A 17,453-nucleotide genomic window follows, 5' to 3' on the forward strand; every position below is an offset into this window, starting at 1 on the left:
GGCTTAAAACGCCACGCCGGCGCAGAGAATGAGGTTGGCGTAGGGGGTCACCTCGCCGCTGCGTACAATGGCCTTGCTCTGGCGGGAGCGGGTTTTGAACTCCTCGTGCAGGCAGTATTCGATGGTGATGGGCTTGCCCTGGGCTGCGGCGTGCGCCTCCAGCTGATCCACCAGCGCCTGATGGGCGGCTGGGCTGATCTGCTTGATCTCGCTCGCCATGATCACCTTCTCCACCACCAGGTCGGTGAGCAGGGCGGTCAGCACGGTGCCAAGGCTCGGCGTCCCCGCCATCAGCGCCAGATCGATGCGCTCGGGGCCCGCCGGAATGGGCAGGCCCGCATCGCAGACGGTGATCTCGTCGGTGTGGCCCATCCTTGCCACCAGGGCACTCAGGGGAGCATTGAGCAGTACGCCTCGTTTCATACAGCACCTCGGCAGGCTATGCCCGCGTATCTGATGTTAGCTAGGCAACCGGTTACGCAACCGGTTGCGTCATGAGGAGGAAGATAGGCGTTCAGGCGTTCTGGATCCACCAGGAGATGGCAGAAATGTGAAAACGATCTCAATGGCGAGGGGAAAGCGGGGAAAAAAGGTGCCATAAGAGCACTGGCACTCGCAACGAGAGGAATTAGAGGGCGAGCGCTTGTTGCACGTCGGGGCGTGCCAGCATGCGCCGATAGTGATCCGCGACCTTGGGAAAGTCGCTGATGGCCACCCCGTCGCCCTCGAGCCAGCTCGCCACCACGAACAGGTAGATGTCGGCCAGGCTGAACCGCTCCCCCAGTACCCAGGGGCCGGCCAGATAGTGGCGCTCTATCTCGGCAAAGCCCTCGCGCATGTTGTGCGGCACCTTGGCCTGCATGGCGGCGATGGCCTGCGGGTCATCGGCCCAGCGGCTGGCCCGGCGGCCGTGGGCATGGGCGACGTGCACGGTGGCGGCGAGAAAACCGTGCACCTCCTGCATGCGGGCCAGCAGGAAGGGGTCGTCCAGCGGTGCCAGCTGTGCCTCTGGGAAACGCTGCGCCACATAAAGCAGCAAGGCCGGCGTCTCGGTGAGCACACCGTGCTCAGTGACCAGAGCCGGGACCCGTCCCTTGGGGTTGATGGCCAGATAGGTGGGGGAGCGCTGCTCGCCGGCCGCCAGATCCAGCCGTTTGACAACGTGAGGGGCACCGGCTTCGGTGAGGGCGATACGCACGGCCATGGCGCAGGTGCCGGGCGCGAGATAGAGGGTCAAATCAGACATGAACATCTCCTTGTGAAGCGCGTGCCCCCTGTGATCCCGGGTGGGGCGGGGCGCGCAAAAAAATCCGCACTGTCGCCTGGCATCCTACGCCCCTGGTGGCCGTCGGCCAAGGGCGGGATCCCGGCCAGGACAAGGGGAACTGATGAAATCAAAGGCTTTTTGAGCGCAGACGTGCGGGAAAAACGGCTACGCATGCCGGGTCAAATCGCTATAATGTGCTCCCTGAATAGCGGTCTTTCGGATGTTGGATAGTCAATTGAGTAACAAAATGCGGATAGGTGGTTCCCTCGAACAGTCCCTGAGCCAGGGATATCGTCTCGACCTCAAGGGGGTATTACAGGAGAGCTGGCAACAGACGCGGCGCACCGGGTTCGGCCTGCTGCTGGCCATCGTCGGGGTAACGGCCATCTGGATACTGTTGAGCAACACCCTGCTCGCCCCCTATGTCAATCAGGAAGGGGGGATGGACGTGGCCCTGGTGCTGAGCCTGCTCATCACCGTCATCATGTCGCCCATGACCTCTTCCCTCGACATGCTGGGGTTGCAGCAGTCGGTGGGGGTGCGTGCCCGGCCGAGCCAGGTGTTCGACTTCTTTCGCCACTTCCTGCGCCTTGGCAGCCTGAGCCTGCTCGGCAGCCTCATCACCAGCCTGTTCGGCCCGCTGTTCGAGCTGGTGGGTCTGCCGGTGATGCTGGCCTTCATTCCGTCGGCCCTGATCGGCATGGGGCTGGTGTTTACCGTGCCGCTGGTGCTGGAGCGCGGCCTGTCGCCGGCGCAGGCCATTCTGGTTTCCCTGCGGCTGTTTGCCCGCGGCTGGCCCAGCATAGTGCTGCTGCACGGGGTCATGATGGCGCTCTTCTTCCTGGCGCTGATCCCCATGGGGTTGGGACTTATCTGGGTGGCACCGCTCTATTTCAACTGCAAGGGGATCCTCTACCGGGATCTGTGCGGGGTGGCGGTCGAAGTGACCGACGTGAGCCAGGGCCCCGATCACTTCAACGCCTGACGGGCATGCAGGGCGTCAGACAACAGCAACAGATAGCGGCGCGTGTAGATGCGTGATGCAAAAGGATGGCATATGAACAATCGATACGGGATGGCAGCCGCGCTGTTGCTGGCCCCTATGCTGGCAGTGGCGCAGCCCTCCCTAGAGCTGCAGTACGGCACCTTCTACAGCCAGATGAAGACCTTCGCCAAAGGGGAGTTTGGGCACGCCAGGCTGGGTTTTTATCTGACCGATCCGCAAAATGGCCGGCGCTGCCTGCTCACCTCGGCCCGTGTCTCGACCCTGGATCGGGACGTGGCGGCCGAGGTGACCATCGACAGCGAATTGCGGCTGCCCTATGACGACGATCTGAATCTCGACAAGGCGACCGTGGTAGTGGGGCTCACCGAGCCTCATGCAGTCTGCGATCTGTCGGTGCAGGTGATGGCCGACGTGCCGCCACCGGCAGACAGTCGGTGGGAGCTCAAGGTGAGCGAACTGACGGGCCGCCAGCACGACATGCAGAGCCTGCTGGAGAAGCTGGCCGGCATGGTCGGCAAATATTTCCTGCCCGAGATGACGGGGATGAGGATCAGTTTGGTGCAGCCAAGCGGCACCGCCTACCTCATCGACGGTGCCCGCCAGCTGCCGCTGCCCTGGCAGGAGGGGCAACTGCTGCTGAGCAACGCCCAGCTGGCGGAGTTTGCCGAGGGCAAGCTGCAGTTGCAGGGGGAGATCCTGCGGCTGACCCCTTGGCTGCACAAGGGCTGATGGGTCCCGGGCCGCCAGCTGGCCGGTATAAAAGTAAAAAAGGAGCGCCTGGCGCTCCTTTTTTCATTGGTGATGGTGAGGGCTTAGCGCACCTCAATCACGTCCAGCATGTCCATCTCGTCGATGTCCAGCAGCGGTGCCTTGGGCAGTTCGGGCGGATCAAACGCCTTGTCGCCGCCGTCGATGATGCCGGAGTCGCGGTTGATGCTCTTGAAGTCAAACAGCTTGTGATCGAGCAGGTGGCTCGGGATCACGTCCTGAATGGCGGTGAACATGGTCTCGAGACGACCCGGGAAGCGGCGATCCCACTCCTGCATCATCTGCTTGATGGCCTGGCGCTGCAGGTTCTCCTGGGAACCGCACAGGTTGCACGGGATGATGGGGAAGGCTTTGACCTCGGCATAGCGCACCAGGTCCTTCTCCTTGCAGTAGGCGAGCGGGCGGATCACCACGTTCTTGCCATCGTCGCTCACCAGCTTGGGCGGCATGGACTTGAGCTTGCCGCCGTAGAACATGTTGAGGAACAGGGTCTCGAGGATGTCGTCGCGGTGGTGACCAAGGGCAATCTTGGTGCAACCCAGCTCCTGGGCGGTGCGGTAGAGAATGCCGCGGCGCAGGCGGGAGCAGAGGGCACAGGTGGTCTTGCCCTCCGGTACCTTCTCCTTGACGATGGCGTAGGTATCTTCTTCGACGATCTTGAAGTCGATGCCAAGGGTGCTCAGGTATTCGGGCAGCACGTGCTCGGGGAAACCGGGCTGCTTCTGATCCAGGTTGACCGCCACCAGATCGAAGTGGATGGGGGCGCTGGCCTTCAGGCTCATCAGGATGTCGAGCATGGCGAAGCTGTCCTTGCCGCCGGACAGGCACACCATGACCTTGTCACCCTCTTCAATCATGTTGAAGTCGGCAATGGCCTGACCTACGTTGCGCCGCAGGCGCTTCTGCAGTTTGTTGAAACTGTATTTTTCTTTGGCGTTAAGCTCTTCTAGCATGACCTGAAACCCGGGACAAAAATAAGCGGCTTATTATAGCCATGTCCCGGGGGAGGGCAAGAAAGGCTTATGCTGGACGGCGGCTATCGACCGGGCAGCTGTAGTCGGCGGGCTTGAGGATCAGCATGTCGCAGGCGAGGCGATCCACCACGTGTTCGGCTGTGTTGCCGAGCAGGGCGGCGGAGAGCCCGGTGCGACCGACGCACCCCATGATCATCAGGGTGGCCTGCAGCTCGCCGGCGAGATCGGGCAGCACCTCTTCGGGCAGGCCTTCCGCCACCCGGGTCCAGAGATGGCCGATGCCGTATTTGTCGGCGTGGCTCAGCAGCAGGCTCTCGTGATGTTTGCGAATGGCGTCGTTGTAGGCGTTGGGGTCAAACTCCGGCAGCTCGATGGCCACGTTGACCGGGGTACCCGGGTAGGTGTTGACCAGATAGAGGTTGGAGCCGAGCAGCTCGGCGATGGCGATCCCCTCTTCGGTGATCCGCTCGTTGAGCAGTTTCTGATCCTGATCGTCGCTGGAGCAATTGATGGCGGCGATGATGTTGCCGCCCCGCTGCCAATGCCCCTCTTTCACCAGCAGCACGGGGCAGGGGCACTTGCGCAGCAGATGCCAGTCGGTGGGGGTGAAGATGAAGGTTTGCAGGAAGGAGTGGTGGTGAGTCGCCTTGACCACCAGATCGTGGCGCTGCTCCAGTACTTCCTGAATGATGCATTCGAAGGGACGGTTGTGCCAGACCACCTTGATCTCGCAGTCCAGCCCACGGGCACGGTAGGGTTTGAGTATGTCGTCGAGCCACTCACGGCGCTGGGAAATGACTCCGTGGCGCATCTCTTCCCGCTCATCCACCGACAGCATGGCGGTCATTTCATACGAGAAGTCGTAAATGGTGAGTAACAGGGTCAGCTGCGCCCCTTCATCCAGCTCGGCGACCTTGACCGCACGTTCGAGGGCGATTTGCCGCTCTTCTTCCGGGTTGATGACCACCAGGATTTTTCGGTACTTGACCATGTTCTCCTCCTCCTTGGCAAAAATACCAATGATGGCAGACCTTTAGCCATTACAGCTTAGCTCAGGAGGAGAAGGGGGGACGTGTGCCGGATCAAATTTCGGGGTAAACCGATCCGGCACCGGAGAGAGGAGGCTTAACCGCAGGGGGGACGGGTTGCACCGGCCATGACGCCGAGGGCGACGTGATCCAGCACGGTAATATACTTGCCCTTGACGCTGATGAGGCCGGACTTCTGGAAGCGGCCCAGCAGACGGCTGATGGTCTCGACGGTGAGGCCGAGGTAGTTGCCGATGTCACCGCGGGTCATGGAGAGGCGGAACTCCTTGGCGGAGAAACCGCGCTCGGAGAAGCGCACCGACAGGTTGTGCAGGAAGGCGGCAAGGCGCTCTTCGGCATTCTTCTTGGAGAGCAACAGGATCATCTCCTGGTCGCCCATGATCTCGTTGCTCATCAGCCGCATGATCTGCTGGCGGAGCTTCGGCATCTTGCCGGAGAGATCGTCAAGCACGTCGAACGGGATCTCGCACACCATGGCGGTTTCCAGCGCCTGGGCGAAGGAGGGGTGCGCCTGCTTGTGGATGGCGTCAAAGCCGACCAGATCGCCAGCCAGGTGGAAGGCAGTGATCTGCTCGTCACCCTGTTCGGTGATGGTGTATGACTTGATGGTCCCGGAGCGGATGGCGTAGAGCGATTTAAGCTCATCGCCGGCCTTGAACAACTCTTCACCCTTCTGGATCGGCTTCTTGCGCTCGATGATGCTGTCCAGCTGATCGAGCTCGTTGTCGTTCAGAGTGAAGGGAATGCAGAGCTGGCTGATGCTGCAATCCTGGCAATGAATTGCACAGCCACCGCTCTGAATACGTCTGCCAGGTTTCTTTTCCGGGATCATAGGCTCATACGAATAATTGATTTATATCAAACAAGTTTACCATCAACTCATCCGTTTTGGATAGGGTTTCAAAAGGACGCAATCCCGATCCAGAGGGTATGCAGCCCGTATGCGATGAGCAGGAGGGCCCCACCAAGGCGAAAACTGCGCAGGGTCAGCCAGTAGCGCAGCCGATCTGCCAGCCCCCCCAGCGCAAACAGGGTCGGCAGGGTGCCGAGGCCGAAAAAGAGCATGATCAGTGCTCCGCCGCCAGCGGATCCCGCTGCTGCGCTCCAGGTCAACATGGAGTAGACCAGCCCGCAGGGGAGCCAGCCCCATACCATGCCAAACGGCAGTGCCTGCCAGGCCGAGGTGAAGGGGATAAACCTGCCCGCCAGCGGCTTGAGGCGGGGCCACAACCTGGCGCCCATGCGCTCGAGCAGCAACACCCCCTGCCACCAGCCGGCGAGATAGAGCCCGAGGGCAATCATCAGGAAGGCCGCCACCAGCCGCAAGCCGGCGATGGCGTGCTTGCCCGCGCCGAGCTCACTGGTGGTGGCCAGCACCCCCCCGACCAAGGCGCCGGCAATCACATAACTGAGGATCCGGCCGAGGTTGTAGTTGAGCAGGTAACCGAGCCGGCCCCAGAAGTGCTGCTTCTCGGCAGGAATGGCCATGGAGAGGGCGGCGGAGACACCGCCGCACATGCCGATGCAGTGGCCGGCGCCAGCCAGTCCCACCAGCAAGGCGCCCAGCAGATCAAGGGTGGCCGTCATCTTTGTGCTCGTGTTCGGCATGTTTGGGGGCGGGTTGCTCTTCGTCGAACAGGATATTGGAACCCTGGCGGTCGAGATCTTCAAACTGCTCGGAGCGAATGGCCCAGAAGAAGACGGCGCCGGCGATGATGACGAAGAGGATGGCGATGGGGATGAGGACGAAGATGATGTTCATGCAGCAAACCTTGCAATGAAAGGGGTCATAGTACACCCGTTGGTGGCCGCAGGCCCGTCGATTTGAGGGTGAAGGGAGCAAGGCCCGCTCCCTTCACCCTGTCTGTCCCTGTGGCCACGGCTCAGCGGTTGAGCCGCATGGAGTTGGTGACCACGATGAGGGAGCTCAGCGACATGCCCGCCGCCGCCACGTAGGGGGGCAGCCAGCCGCTCGCCGCCAATGGCAGCACCAGCAGGTTGTAACCGATGGACCAGGCGAAGTTCTCCTTGATGATCTTGCGGGTGCGCAGCGCCAGGGCGCGGGCATCCAGCAGGCGGGAGAGATCGTCGGCCAGCAAGATGGCGTCGGCGCTGTTCTTGGCAAGATCGGTGCCGCCGGCCATGGCGAAGGAGGCATGAGCGCCGGCCAGCACAGGGGCGTCGTTGATGCCATCTCCCACCATGATGCTGATGTCGCCGCGGGCTTCGTGCTCCTTGAGATAGGCCAGCTTGCCATCCGGGGTGACGCCTTTGACCAGCTCGTCGACCCCCAGTTCGCGGGCTACCTCGTCGGCCTGGGCCGAGCTGTCGCCGGTGAGAATGGTGGTCTTGAGGCCGGCCGCCTTGAAGGCCTGGATCAGCGCTTTCGCATCCGGGCGCAGGGTGTCGGTCAGCAGGAAACGGGCGAGCGCCCGATCCTCGTCGGCCAGATAGATGACCAGCCCGTCCGCTTGTGTTTCTTGGGCATCGCTGATGCCGAGCCAGCGGGCACTGCCGAGGCGATAGTGACGTCCCTCGATCACCCCCTCGATACCGTGTCCGATGACGGGGGTCACCTTGCTGGCCGCCAGCAGCACGGCGTCGTCTGCGGCGTTGCTGCGAAAGGCGCGGGCGATGGGGTGTTCGGAATAGGCCTCCAGGGCGCGGGCGATGGCAAGGCAGCGCGCCTCGTCGAGATTGCCCAGGGCCTCCGTGCTGGTCAGGCTGATGTTGCCCGTGGTCAGGGTGCCGGTCTTGTCCATCACGATGCGGTTGGCCCGGGTCAGCACGTCCAGCACGTGGCCGCGGCGCAGCAGGATGCCGGCACGGGTCAGGCGGGCGGTGGCCGAGGTGAGCGCGGTGGGAGTGGCCAGCGACAGGGCGCAGGGGCAGGTGGCGACCAGCACCGCCAGGGTGACCCAGAAGGCCTGCTCCGGCTGATGGAAGTGCCAGAAGGTCCATACGCCAGCGGCGATGAACAGCAGCACCAGAATGAAATGGCGGGAGAGCACATCCGCCATCTGGGCGATGGCCGGTTTGTCGTCCAGCGCATGATCCTGCAGCCGCATGATCTGGGCCAGGCGCGACTCTTCGATACGATGACTGACCCGGATCTCCAATGGGGCGTCGGTGTTGATGGTGCCGGCGTAGACGGCATCTCCCGCCTGCTTGAGCAGTGGCAGCTGTTCGCCGGTCAGCATGGATTCGTTGAGACTGGCCTGCCCAAGCAGGATGATGCCGTCCGCCGGTAGGGTGGCCCCCGCCAGCACTCGCACCCGATCGCCAACCTGCAGCGTCTTGGCCGCCACCTCGTGTTCGCCATCCTCATCGAGCCGGGTGGCCATGATGGGCACCAGCCGCGCCAGGTTGGAGCTCGACTCGGATGCCTTGCGTCTGGCCCGCAGCTCGAGGAAGCGCCCCAGCAGCAGGAAGAAGACGAACATGGTGATGGAGTCGTAATAGACCTCACCGGTATTGAACACGGTGGCCCACATGGAGGCGACGAAGGCACCGATCAGCGCCAGCGACACCGACACGTCCATGGAGAGGTGCCCCTGCCTGAGGCTGCGCCAGGCGCCCACGTAGAAGGGCTGGGCCGAGTAGATCATGATGGGGGTGGAGAGCAGCAGACTTATCCACTTGAAGTAGACCATGAACTCCTCTTCGACACTGATGAAGAGGTCCATGTAGAGCGCCACCGCGCACATCATCACCTGCATGGAGCCGAGCCCCGCCAGTGCCAGCCGGAACATGTAGCTGCGCACCTCTTTGGCGTAGAGCGCTTCCTGCTGGTGAGTCTGGAAGGGGTAGGCGCGATAGCCAATTTTGGCAAAGCCCTTGAGTATGTCGCTCAACGAGAGCCGGTCAGGGTCCCACTTGATGCGGGCTCTGTGGGTGGTGGTGTTGACGTTGATGTAGTGCAACCCGGTCAGGTTGCCCAGATGGCGTTCGATGAGCCAGGCACAGGCGGCGCAGGTCAAGCCTTCCACCGTCAGCTGGATCTCGCGCACCTTGTGGCTGCCGGTGGCGCTGTCGGTGACGAAATCCTGCTGTACTTCGGCCAGATCGTAGTGGGTGAGGGCGGCGAGCTCTGCGGGCACCAGCTCGCCCTTGGTGCCGGGGGCAGTACGGTGCTCGTAGTAGCTGGCCAGGCCGCATTCGAGAATGGTTTCCGCTACCGCCTGACAACCGGGGCAGCACATGGGTTGGACTATGCCCTTTATCTCGAGGGCATAGCGGCTGCCGGCGGGGACCGGCTCACCACAGTGAAAGCAGCCAGTCATGGCAGATTGTCGCAGACCACCGGGTCTGCGGATGAAAAGCGGTGACCACCGATCAGGGCCGGCAGATCAGGATGAAGCGGGCCAGTCATGACTCAGCGCCCTTTGGGATCGAGTTCGACGGGAGCCTTGGTGGGGAGCTGGACAGTCTCTTGCAGCCGCCATTCGTGGTTGAAGGCATCCACCCGCACGTGCCACTTGCCGGTGAGGGGCTTGTCGAGCAGCAGGCGATAGACGCCGTTGCCGTCGGCGGTCACCATGTGCTCGCTGTCCATGCCGGCGAGGGTGGGGTGAAACAGGGAGAGGTAGAGCGCCTGGCCGGCCGGGATATCCCCTGACAGCGGTTTGAGGGTCAGCTCGTTGCCGTTGACCTCCAGCGCGATGTGGATGTTGAGGGCTTCGGCGCGATCAAACTTGCTGAGATCCTGATTAATCTCTTTGCCTTGCTTGTAATAGTCTTCGGCCACCAGATTGACGCCATCCTTGCTGGCGATGATCGCCGTGCTGATGCTGCCGATCACGGCGGCGGTCGGGAGGGCGATGATGAACCAGGGCCAGAATTGGCGATACCAGGGTTGGGACATAGTGCTACTACCGTGAAACCAGTGGTTAACGAAACAGAGGAATTTCAGTCAACACAAGATAACAAAAAGCCTCGAAGAGTCGAGGCTTTTTGCTGAGTAATCACGTGTTTATCACATGTTACTGCTTATTTTGCTGGTCGTTGTGGGACAAGCTGTAAACGTAGGAGGCGAGCAGGTGCACCTTGTCTTCACCCAGAATATCCTTCCAGGCCGGCATCACGCCGTGACGACCGTGGGTGATGGTCTGCTCGACCACCTGACGGGAACCGCCGTAGAGCCAGGTGTTGTTGGTGAGATCCGGTGCCCCGAAGGCGATGCCGCCCTTGGCGTCCGGACCGTGACAGGCGGCGCAGATGGTGAAGCGCGCTTCACCCTTCTTGGCTTCCACCATGTCCACCTTGCGACCGGAGAGGCTCAGCACGTAGGAGGCCACTTCGCGGACTCCGTCCTTGCCGAGGATCTCGCCCCAGGCGGCCATCACGCCCTGACGACCGCCCATGATGGTGGTCTTGATCTGGTCGGGCGCGCCGCCCCACTGCCATTCGCTGTCGGTCAGGTTCGGGAAACCGCGACCGCCGCGGGCATCGGAGCCGTGGCACTGGGAGCAGTTCTGCAGGAACAGACGCTGACCCACCTTGCGGGCTTCCGGATCGGCGGCTATCTCCTCGATGGCGCGATAGGTCTTGCCATCGGCCTGATAGGCCAGCTCACGGAACTTGGCGCCGTAGATCTCGTCAGCCTTGACGAGCTCGCGATCGTATTCCACCGCACGCCCTTCAGCCTTGGCGGAGGCTGCCGCTGCCTTGGACTCGGCCAGCGAGCGTATGTCCTGGTTGGAGCTCTGCCAGCCCAGTACGCCCTTGAAGTTGCCAAGGCCCGGGAAGGCAATCAGATAGACCAGACCGGTGACGATGAAGAAGAGGAACATGTAGGTCCACCACTTTGGCAACGGGTTGTTGATCTCTTCGATACCGTCGAAGGCGTGCCCCATGGACTTGCCCTCTTCCACGCCCATCTTGTCGCGCAGGCACCATACCAGCAGCAAGAAGCAGCCGAGGATGGTCCCCAGACTGATGACGGTCACAAAAATGCTAAACAAAGTGCTCATTATTGTTTCGCTCCTGCGTTCTTGTTATCAGCACTGGGTTGCTCGTCGTCGGCAAATACCAGATTGGCAGCCTCGTCGAAGGAGGTCTTGCGGCGCTTGCTGTAGGCCCAGACGATGATGCCGATCATGATGGCCATCAACAGCAGGGTATACAGGCCGCGAAAAGTGCCGTAATCCATATCCTGACTCCTTTATTTCAGGGCATGACCCAGTGATTGCAGATAGGCTACCAGCGCATCCAGCTCGGTCTTGCCCTTCACGGCCTCACCGGCCCCCTGAATGTCGGCATCCGTGTAGGGTACGCCGAAGTGATCGCGGAACAGGGCCAGCTTCTTGCCGGTCAGCTCACCGGTCAACACGTTGGTGTCGAGCCAGGGGAAGGCGGGCATGTTGGACTCGGGCACCACGTCGCGCGGGTTGATCAGGTGGGCACGGTGCCAGTCGTCGGAATAACGACCGCCAACCCGGGCCAGATCCGGACCGGTACGCTTGGAGCCCCACAGGAAGGGGTGCTCCCAGACGCTCTCACCGGCGACCGAGTAGTGGCCGTAACGCTCGGTTTCGGCGCGGAACGGACGGATCATCTGGCTGTGGCAGACGGTGCAGCCTTCGCGGATGAAGATGTCGCGACCTTCCATCTGCAGGGCGGTGTAGGGCTTGAGGCCCTCGACCGGCTCAGTGGTCTGCTTCTGGAAGAACAGCGGGGTGATTTCCACCAGGCCCCCCAGGCTGATGGCAAATATGATGCCGACCACCAGCATGGGAACGCTCTTTTCAAAGATCTCGTGACGGTTATTGTTGCTCATGCTTTGACCTCTTCAATCATGCTGGCTGTGCGACAGGTTCCAGGGAACCTTTGGGCGCGGTGATGGTGCGATAGGCGTTGTAGGCCATCAGCAACATGCCGGTGACAAAGAAGCAGCCACCCAGGAAGCGCACAAAGTAGAAGGGATAAGAGGCCTGCAGCGCTTCTACGAAGCTGTAGGTCAGGGTGCCGTCGTCGTTGACCGCACGCCACATCAGACCCTGCATCACACCGGAAATCCACATGGCGACGATGTAGAGCACGGTGCCCACGGTCGCCAGCCAGAAGTGGACGTTGATGAGCTTGATGCTGTACATGCGGCCCTGGCCGAACAGGTTCGGGATCAGGTGATACACGGCACCGATGGAGACCATGGCAACCCAGCCCAGCGCGCCGGAGTGGACGTGACCGATTGTCCAGTCGGTGTAGTGGGAGAGGGCGTTGACGGTCTTGATCGCCATCATGGGGCCTTCGAAGGTGGACATGCCGTAGAACGACAGGGACACGATCAGGAAGCGCAGGATGGGGTCGTAACGCAGTTTGTGCCAGGCACCGGAAAGGGTCATGATGCCGTTGATCATGCCGCCCCAGGAGGGGACGAACAGGATCAGGGACATTACCATGCCGAGGGACTGGGCCCAGTCAGGCAGGGCGGTATAGTGCAGGTGGTGCGGACCGGCCCAGATGTAGAGGGAGATCAGCGCCCAGAAGTGGACGATGGAGAGACGGTAGGAGTAGACCGGACGACCCGCCTGTTTCGGTACGAAGTAGTACATCATGCCGAGGAAGCCGGCAGTCAGCAGGAAGCCTACCGCGTTGTGGCCATACCACCACTGCACCATAGCATCCATGGCGCCGGAGTACATGGAGTAGGACTTCATGCCCGAAAGCGGCACTTCCATGTTGTTGACGATGTGCAGCACGGCCACCGTGATGATGAAGGCACCGAAGAACCAGTTCGCCACATAGATGTGGGAGGTGGTGCGCTTGACCAGGGTGCCGAAGAAGACCACGGCATAGGCGACCCAGACGATGGTGATGGCGATATCAATCGGCCATTCCAGCTCTGCGTACTCCTTGGAGGTGGTGTATCCCAGCGGCAGCGAAATGGCGGCAGAAAGGATGATGGCCTGCCAGCCCCAGAACACGAAGGTCGCCAGCGGGCCACCAAACAGTCGGGTTTGACAGGTGCGTTGCACCACATAGAAGGAGGTCGCCATCAGGGCGCTACAGCCAAATGCGAAGATGACCGCGTTGGTGTGCAGAGGGCGAAGGCGACTGTAAGTCAGCCAGGGAGTATCAAAGTTGAGGGCAGGCCAGATCAACTGGGCTGCAATCAGTACGCCAACCGACATGCCGACAATTCCCCAGACAATCGTCATGACGGTGAACTGGCGAACAACGGTGTAGTTGTACTCAGGATGGTTAGTTGTATGGCTCATCGTTGTATTCCGCTTCCGATGCTGCTGTTGTTTGATTTTGTGTCCAGTGAGGTGGACCGACTTCATTGGCTACTGCCTTTTCTCTTGTTAACAACTGTTAATAAAAGGAAAAGCAAAAAGTAGCTAAATGAAAATTCAATGGGAATGATACTGAACTGACAGGTAAAATAACAGTATAAACAGTGATATATTTGGCTCCGTTGGGTCTCGCCTGTTCAATTATTTACCTTGCGCGAGATCACGAAAATGTCATTTTTCAGACATCTTACAAGGTTGTTCTTTCATGAAAGAGAGACTCACTTCACGCAAAATTATCCATTTGGCGATCGTGTTGACTATTTTGCTCGGTTTGGTTGCCTATCGAACCTGGTTCGATGGCGCGCAGACGGTGATGGCAAGCTCGGAAAAAGATCAGATTTGTGATCTGTCCCACAGCTCATGCCCCCTGCAGGCGGGGAATAAGCCGCTGACCGCCCGCATCGCCTCGCTGCCGGTCCAGGCCGAACGTGACTTCGTGATACAGCTTCAGGGCGGCGATCCGGCCGTCACGCCGGTGAAGGCGTGGCTGGAGGGGCGGGACATGTTCATGGGGACCATTCCGGTCACTTTTGAGGCCATAGCCCAGGGCTGGCAAGGGACGACCCTGGTGGGATCCTGCACCTCGCCGATGATGGTCTGGCTGCTCAATATCGAGTGGAGCAATGGCCAGCGCCAGCAACTGGCGCTCTCCGTCGCTCGCTGAGGGCCTCTTCCTGAGGTGCAAAAGGAGGGGGCAAGGTGAAAATTGATTTGAATTTTTCAGGCAGGGCGTTACCTTGCACTGATTGTCAGGGAGTGAAGTTCATTTAATCATGATTGAAAAACAAGCATTTTATCGCACGCTCAACCAGCAGGCCCAGGCATTGCTGGAGGGAGAGCCGGATCTCATCGCCAACCTGGCCAACCTGTCCGCCCTGCTCAATCAGGAGCTGACCGACATCAACTGGGTCGGCTTTTACCTGTTGCAGGGGGAGACCCTGGTGCTCGGCCCGTTCCAGGGCAAGCCGGCCTGCGTACGCATTCCGGTCGGGCGCGGGGTATGCGGCACGGCGGTGGCCGAGGGCAAGACCCAGCTCATCGACGACGTGCACCAGTTTGAGGGGCATATCGCCTGCGACGGTGCCAGCAATGCCGAAATCGTGATCCCGCTGCGTCGGCGTGGCGAGATCATTGGCGTACTGGATATCGATAGTCCAATCTTTAACCGCTTTGACGAGCAGGACCGGATTGGCCTCGAAGAAACGGTGCAAATTTTGGAAAGCATGCTCTAAGTCATTGCTTGATGGTTCGCAAAAGGCCCCAAGCTCTCTATAATGGGGCCTTTGTTGTGCTCGGGCGTGCCCGCGCGTTTATATGAAAGCCAAGGTTATACATGGAAAACACTGAGAAGCTGAAGAACAGTAAAGAGATCGTTGCCTACCTGGTCGAGAAATTCCCGGCCTGCTTCATTGCTGAAGGAGAGGCCAAGCCGCTCAAGATTGGCATCTTCCAGGATTTGGCCGAGCGTCTTGCTGACGACGCCAGAGTCTCCAAGACCATGCTGCGCTCCGCTCTGCGTCAATACACCTCCAGCTGGCGTTACCTGCATGGCCTCAAGGCCGGCCAGGCCCGTGTCGATCTGGACGGCAACCCGGGCGAGCTGCTCACCGAAGAGCACATCGAGCACGCCAAGCAAGCCCTGAAGGAGAGCAAAGAGCGCGTCTTTGCCAGCCGTCGTACCAACAATAAAGAAGAGAAGGCCAAGCAGCCGCGTCGTCCTGCTCCGCGCAAGGCCGATGCCGCCACCAAGTCCAGCAAGCCGAAAGCCGCTCCCAAGGCTGCTCCGGTTGCTGACGAGGCCCCGTTGGTCAAGGTGGATGCCGCTACCCTGAAAGTAGAGCAGGGTGTGCGCGTGGTGCTGGGCAAGTCGCCGGTACCGGCCACCATCAAGGAAGTGACCAAGGATGACGTTCAGGTTCAATTGCAGACCGGCATGATGCTGCGGGTCAAATTCGAGCACCTGGTTCTCTAAGGAGACAAATGTTGAAGCATGGCGTAATTCGTTTTTCCCTCGTTGCCTGTAGCCTGGCGCTTGCCGGGCTTGCACAGGCCATCGAGCCGGTGCTCAAGGAAAGTGATTTGCCTGTGTTGGCTCAGGAGAGCCAACATGCTACGGCTAGCAAGCGAATTGCCAATCTGTTTACCCGCTCGCATTACAAGCAGTTCAAGCTGGACGATGCCTTTTCCTCCGTGATCTTTGACAAGTATCTGGAGAATCTGGATTACAGCCGCAACCTGTTTCTGGCCTCTGACATCAGCCGTTTTGAAAAGTACCGTACCGGCTTTGACACCGACCTCGAAAGAGGGCGGCTGGCACCGGCTTACGAGATGTTCAACCTGAGTCAGCAGCGGCGTTATGAGCGGTTCGAATACGCCCTCAAACTGCTCGATACTCCTTTCGATTTTACCCAGCCCGACAACTACGTGTTTGATCGGGAAGGGGCGGCCTGGCCGAAAGACGAGGCCGAACTCAACGAGTTGTGGCGCCAGCGGGTCAAGTTCGATGCCTTGAGCCTCAAGCTCAGCGGCAAGGAGTGGCCCGAGATCAAGGAGCTGCTCGGCAAGCGTTACAACAACGCCATCAAGCGGATGTCCCAGACCGAGAGCGAGGATGTATTCCAGCTCTTCATGAACTCCTTCGCTCGCGCCATTGAGCCGCACACCAGCTATCTGTCTCCGCGCAGCGCCGATCGTTTCAACACCGAGATGAACCTCTCGCTGGAGGGGATTGGGGCCGTGCTGCAGGCCGAAGATGACTTCACCGTCATTCGCTCCCTGGTGCCCGGCGGCCCTGCTGCCAAGTCCAACCACCTGAAACCGGACGACAAGATCGTCGGGGTAGGGCAGGACGACGGCAAGATTGTCGACGTGATCGGCTGGCGTCTCGATGACGTGGTCGAGCTCATCAAGGGGCCCAAGGGCAGCAAGGTGAAGCTGGAGATCCAGCGCGGCAAGGGCGCCAGCGCCAAGACCGAGCAGATCGAGCTGGTACGTGACAAGGTGCGTCTGGAAGACAGGGCCGCCAAGTCCAAGGTGATCACCGCCGAGGGCAAGAAGATCGGTGTGCTCGAGATCCCGAGCTTCTACGTCAACCTGCACGACGACGTGATCAAGGAGCTCTCCAGCCTCAACAAGCAGAAGATCGAGGGGCTGATCGTCGATCTGCGTGGCAACGGCGGTGGTGCGCTGACCGAGGCCTCTGCCCTGAGCGGCCTGTTCTTCGCGAGCGGTCCGGTGGTGCAGATCCGGGATCACATGGGCCGCATCACCGTCAACGGTGATGACGACGGCAACGTCTACTACGGCGGCCCCATGTCGGTGATGATCGACCGCTACAGCGCCTCGGCCTCCGAGATCTTCGCTGCCGCCATGCAGGATTACGGCCGTGCCATGATCCTCGGCGAGAACTCGTTCGGCAAGGGCACGGTGCAACAGCATCGCAGCCTCGCCAAGGTCTATGACTTCTACGAGCAGCCGCTGGGTCACGTGCAGTACACCATCGCCAAGTTCTACCGGATCAACGGTGGCAGCACCCAGAACAAGGGTGTCGCCCCGGACATCAGCTTCCCCACCGCGGTGGCACCGGAAGAGACGGGCGAGAGCCGCGAGTTCAACGCCTTGCCGTGGGACAAGATAGCGTCGGCCAAGTACGACAAGCTCGGCAACTTTGCCAGCTTGCTGCCCAAGCTGCAGGCGGCCCACGAGGCGCGGATCAACAAGGATCCGGAGTTTGCCTACGTGATGCAGGACATCGCCGAGTACAAGGAGGAGAAAGACAAGAAGTCGGTCTCCTTGAACGAGGCGGAGCGTTTGGCGGATCAGGCCAAGCAGGACGAGAAGGCGCTCAAGCGCGCCAACGAACGCCTGACTCGCCTGGGCAAGCCGACGGTGAAGAGCCTGGACGATCTGCCTGCCGATTTTGAGGCACCCGACGAGTATCTGGTCGAGGCTGCCAACATCACGGCGGATCTGGCCAAGCTCAGCAAACGCGGCTGAACAGGGACAGCCAATTAATCAACAAGGGCGACTTCGGTCGCCCTTTCCTTTGCCTGAATGCAAACTATTTGACCCTGCCAACCGGTTATGACAGCC

The 17,453-nt window shown here is 60.6% G+C and carries 19 protein-coding genes; 6 read left to right on the forward strand and 13 right to left on the reverse strand.

Features of this window, described 5'->3' with window-relative positions; translation table 11 throughout:
* Positions 1 to 3: 3 nt before the first annotated feature.
* Both rbsD and AB5Y81_RS01925 read right to left on the reverse strand, forming a co-directional pair.
* Positions 4 to 423, reverse strand: a complete 420-nt coding sequence (rbsD, locus tag AB5Y81_RS01920; RefSeq protein ID WP_139430836.1) for a D-ribose pyranase — start codon at positions 421 to 423, stop codon at positions 4 to 6.
* Positions 424 to 628: 205 nt separating this feature from the next.
* Entirely contained in the window at positions 629 to 1,246 is a 618-nt protein-coding gene (locus AB5Y81_RS01925) for a glutathione S-transferase family protein (RefSeq protein ID WP_279484369.1), read from the reverse strand.
* A gap of 268 nt (positions 1,247 to 1,514) precedes the next feature.
* Here AB5Y81_RS01925 and AB5Y81_RS01930 point away from each other — a divergent pair, with 268 nt between their 5' ends.
* Both AB5Y81_RS01930 and AB5Y81_RS01935 read left to right on the forward strand, forming a co-directional pair.
* Positions 1,515 to 2,252, forward strand: coding sequence for a hypothetical protein (locus AB5Y81_RS01930; protein WP_211030101.1), 738 nt, complete (start codon positions 1,515 to 1,517; stop codon positions 2,250 to 2,252).
* A 72-nt stretch (positions 2,253 to 2,324) separates the two neighbouring features.
* A complete protein-coding gene (locus AB5Y81_RS01935; RefSeq protein WP_279484368.1) occupies positions 2,325 to 3,002 on the forward strand; it encodes a DUF2987 domain-containing protein in 678 nt (225 codons plus the stop codon).
* Positions 3,003 to 3,085: 83 nt separating this feature from the next.
* Here the strand turns inward: AB5Y81_RS01935 and ttcA are convergent, their stop codons facing one another.
* From ttcA to ccoN, 11 genes are all read right to left on the reverse strand, one after another.
* Positions 3,086 to 3,994, reverse strand: a complete 909-nt coding sequence (gene ttcA, locus AB5Y81_RS01940; RefSeq protein ID WP_005300763.1) for a tRNA 2-thiocytidine(32) synthetase TtcA — start codon at positions 3,992 to 3,994, stop codon at positions 3,086 to 3,088.
* A 67-nt stretch (positions 3,995 to 4,061) separates the two neighbouring features.
* On the reverse strand, positions 4,062 to 5,006 hold the full coding sequence (uspE, locus tag AB5Y81_RS01945) for a universal stress protein UspE (protein WP_017764530.1): 945 nt from the start codon (positions 5,004 to 5,006) through the stop codon (positions 4,062 to 4,064).
* A 134-nt stretch (positions 5,007 to 5,140) separates the two neighbouring features.
* A complete protein-coding gene (locus AB5Y81_RS01950; protein ID WP_005300768.1) occupies positions 5,141 to 5,896 on the reverse strand; it encodes an FNR family transcription factor in 756 nt (251 codons plus the stop codon).
* Between the two features lie 68 nt (positions 5,897 to 5,964).
* Positions 5,965 to 6,651, reverse strand: coding sequence for a sulfite exporter TauE/SafE family protein (locus AB5Y81_RS01955; RefSeq protein WP_368146527.1), 687 nt, complete (start codon positions 6,649 to 6,651; stop codon positions 5,965 to 5,967).
* A complete protein-coding gene (gene ccoS, locus AB5Y81_RS01960) occupies positions 6,635 to 6,826 on the reverse strand; it encodes a cbb3-type cytochrome oxidase assembly protein CcoS (protein ID WP_005300771.1) in 192 nt (63 codons plus the stop codon). Before ccoS ends, AB5Y81_RS01955 begins: the two co-directional genes overlap by 17 nt.
* Positions 6,827 to 6,947: 121 nt before the next feature.
* Entirely contained in the window at positions 6,948 to 9,347 is a 2,400-nt protein-coding gene (locus AB5Y81_RS01965) for a heavy metal translocating P-type ATPase (protein ID WP_279484367.1), read from the reverse strand.
* Between the two features lie 92 nt (positions 9,348 to 9,439).
* Positions 9,440 to 9,928, reverse strand: a complete 489-nt coding sequence (locus tag AB5Y81_RS01970; protein WP_017782879.1) for a FixH family protein — start codon at positions 9,926 to 9,928, stop codon at positions 9,440 to 9,442.
* 118 nt (positions 9,929 to 10,046) lie between these two features.
* Positions 10,047 to 11,036, reverse strand: a complete 990-nt coding sequence (ccoP, locus tag AB5Y81_RS01975) for a cytochrome-c oxidase, cbb3-type subunit III (RefSeq protein ID WP_017780111.1) — start codon at positions 11,034 to 11,036, stop codon at positions 10,047 to 10,049.
* Positions 11,036 to 11,215, reverse strand: a complete 180-nt coding sequence (locus tag AB5Y81_RS01980) for a CcoQ/FixQ family Cbb3-type cytochrome c oxidase assembly chaperone (RefSeq protein WP_005300779.1) — start codon at positions 11,213 to 11,215, stop codon at positions 11,036 to 11,038. The genes ccoP and AB5Y81_RS01980 overlap by 1 nt, the downstream gene beginning before the upstream one ends.
* Positions 11,216 to 11,227: 12 nt before the next feature.
* Positions 11,228 to 11,842: a cytochrome-c oxidase, cbb3-type subunit II gene (gene ccoO, locus AB5Y81_RS01985; protein WP_005300783.1), complete on the reverse strand. Its 615-nt coding sequence runs from the start codon at positions 11,840 to 11,842 to the stop codon at positions 11,228 to 11,230.
* 16 nt (positions 11,843 to 11,858) lie between these two features.
* Entirely contained in the window at positions 11,859 to 13,283 is a 1,425-nt protein-coding gene (gene ccoN, locus AB5Y81_RS01990) for a cytochrome-c oxidase, cbb3-type subunit I (RefSeq protein WP_005300785.1), read from the reverse strand.
* A gap of 283 nt (positions 13,284 to 13,566) precedes the next feature.
* Here ccoN and AB5Y81_RS01995 point away from each other — a divergent pair, with 283 nt between their 5' ends.
* From AB5Y81_RS01995 to prc, 4 genes are all read left to right on the forward strand, one after another.
* A complete protein-coding gene (locus AB5Y81_RS01995) occupies positions 13,567 to 14,025 on the forward strand; it encodes a hypothetical protein (RefSeq protein ID WP_024941808.1) in 459 nt (152 codons plus the stop codon).
* Positions 14,026 to 14,134: 109 nt separating this feature from the next.
* Positions 14,135 to 14,593, forward strand: coding sequence for a GAF domain-containing protein (locus AB5Y81_RS02000; RefSeq protein ID WP_005300791.1), 459 nt, complete (start codon positions 14,135 to 14,137; stop codon positions 14,591 to 14,593).
* A 101-nt stretch (positions 14,594 to 14,694) separates the two neighbouring features.
* A complete protein-coding gene (proQ, locus tag AB5Y81_RS02005; protein WP_024941807.1) occupies positions 14,695 to 15,333 on the forward strand; it encodes an RNA chaperone ProQ in 639 nt (212 codons plus the stop codon).
* A gap of 8 nt (positions 15,334 to 15,341) precedes the next feature.
* Complete coding sequence (prc, locus tag AB5Y81_RS02010) at positions 15,342 to 17,357, forward strand: carboxy terminal-processing peptidase (protein ID WP_279484366.1); 2,016 nt, start codon at positions 15,342 to 15,344, stop codon at positions 17,355 to 17,357.
* The last annotated feature ends 96 nt before the right edge of the window (positions 17,358 to 17,453 follow it).

The sequence above is a fragment of the Aeromonas sp. s2 genome (assembly GCF_040907935.1).
Taxonomy (GTDB): Bacteria; Pseudomonadota; Gammaproteobacteria; order Enterobacterales; family Aeromonadaceae; genus Aeromonas; species Aeromonas dhakensis.

Excerpts from the sequence above, each read along its gene's own strand:
- rbsD (WP_139430836.1), bottom strand. The coding sequence starts at position 423 with ATGAAACGAGGCGTACTGCTCAATGCTCCCCTGAGTGCCCTGGTGGCA.
- AB5Y81_RS01925 (WP_279484369.1), bottom strand. The coding sequence starts at position 1,246 with ATGTCTGATTTGACCCTCTATCTCGCGCCCGGCACCTGCGCCATGGCC.
- AB5Y81_RS01930 (WP_211030101.1), top strand. The coding sequence starts at position 1,515 with ATGCGGATAGGTGGTTCCCTCGAACAGTCCCTGAGCCAGGGATATCGT.
- AB5Y81_RS01935 (WP_279484368.1), top strand. The coding sequence starts at position 2,325 with ATGAACAATCGATACGGGATGGCAGCCGCGCTGTTGCTGGCCCCTATG.
- ttcA (WP_005300763.1), bottom strand. The coding sequence starts at position 3,994 with ATGCTAGAAGAGCTTAACGCCAAAGAAAAATACAGTTTCAACAAACTG.
- uspE (WP_017764530.1), bottom strand. The coding sequence starts at position 5,006 with ATGGTCAAGTACCGAAAAATCCTGGTGGTCATCAACCCGGAAGAAGAG.
- AB5Y81_RS01950 (WP_005300768.1), bottom strand. The coding sequence starts at position 5,896 with ATGATCCCGGAAAAGAAACCTGGCAGACGTATTCAGAGCGGTGGCTGT.
- AB5Y81_RS01955 (WP_368146527.1), bottom strand. The coding sequence starts at position 6,651 with ATGACGGCCACCCTTGATCTGCTGGGCGCCTTGCTGGTGGGACTGGCT.
- ccoS (WP_005300771.1), bottom strand. The coding sequence starts at position 6,826 with ATGAACATCATCTTCGTCCTCATCCCCATCGCCATCCTCTTCGTCATC.
- AB5Y81_RS01965 (WP_279484367.1), bottom strand. The coding sequence starts at position 9,347 with ATGACTGGCTGCTTTCACTGTGGTGAGCCGGTCCCCGCCGGCAGCCGC.
- AB5Y81_RS01970 (WP_017782879.1), bottom strand. The coding sequence starts at position 9,928 with ATGTCCCAACCCTGGTATCGCCAATTCTGGCCCTGGTTCATCATCGCC.
- ccoP (WP_017780111.1), bottom strand. The coding sequence starts at position 11,036 with ATGAGCACTTTGTTTAGCATTTTTGTGACCGTCATCAGTCTGGGGACC.
- AB5Y81_RS01980 (WP_005300779.1), bottom strand. The coding sequence starts at position 11,215 with ATGGATTACGGCACTTTTCGCGGCCTGTATACCCTGCTGTTGATGGCC.
- ccoO (WP_005300783.1), bottom strand. The coding sequence starts at position 11,842 with ATGAGCAACAATAACCGTCACGAGATCTTTGAAAAGAGCGTTCCCATG.
- ccoN (WP_005300785.1), bottom strand. The coding sequence starts at position 13,283 with ATGAGCCATACAACTAACCATCCTGAGTACAACTACACCGTTGTTCGC.
- AB5Y81_RS01995 (WP_024941808.1), top strand. The coding sequence starts at position 13,567 with ATGAAAGAGAGACTCACTTCACGCAAAATTATCCATTTGGCGATCGTG.
- AB5Y81_RS02000 (WP_005300791.1), top strand. The coding sequence starts at position 14,135 with ATGATTGAAAAACAAGCATTTTATCGCACGCTCAACCAGCAGGCCCAG.
- proQ (WP_024941807.1), top strand. The coding sequence starts at position 14,695 with ATGGAAAACACTGAGAAGCTGAAGAACAGTAAAGAGATCGTTGCCTAC.
- prc (WP_279484366.1), top strand. The coding sequence starts at position 15,342 with ATGTTGAAGCATGGCGTAATTCGTTTTTCCCTCGTTGCCTGTAGCCTG.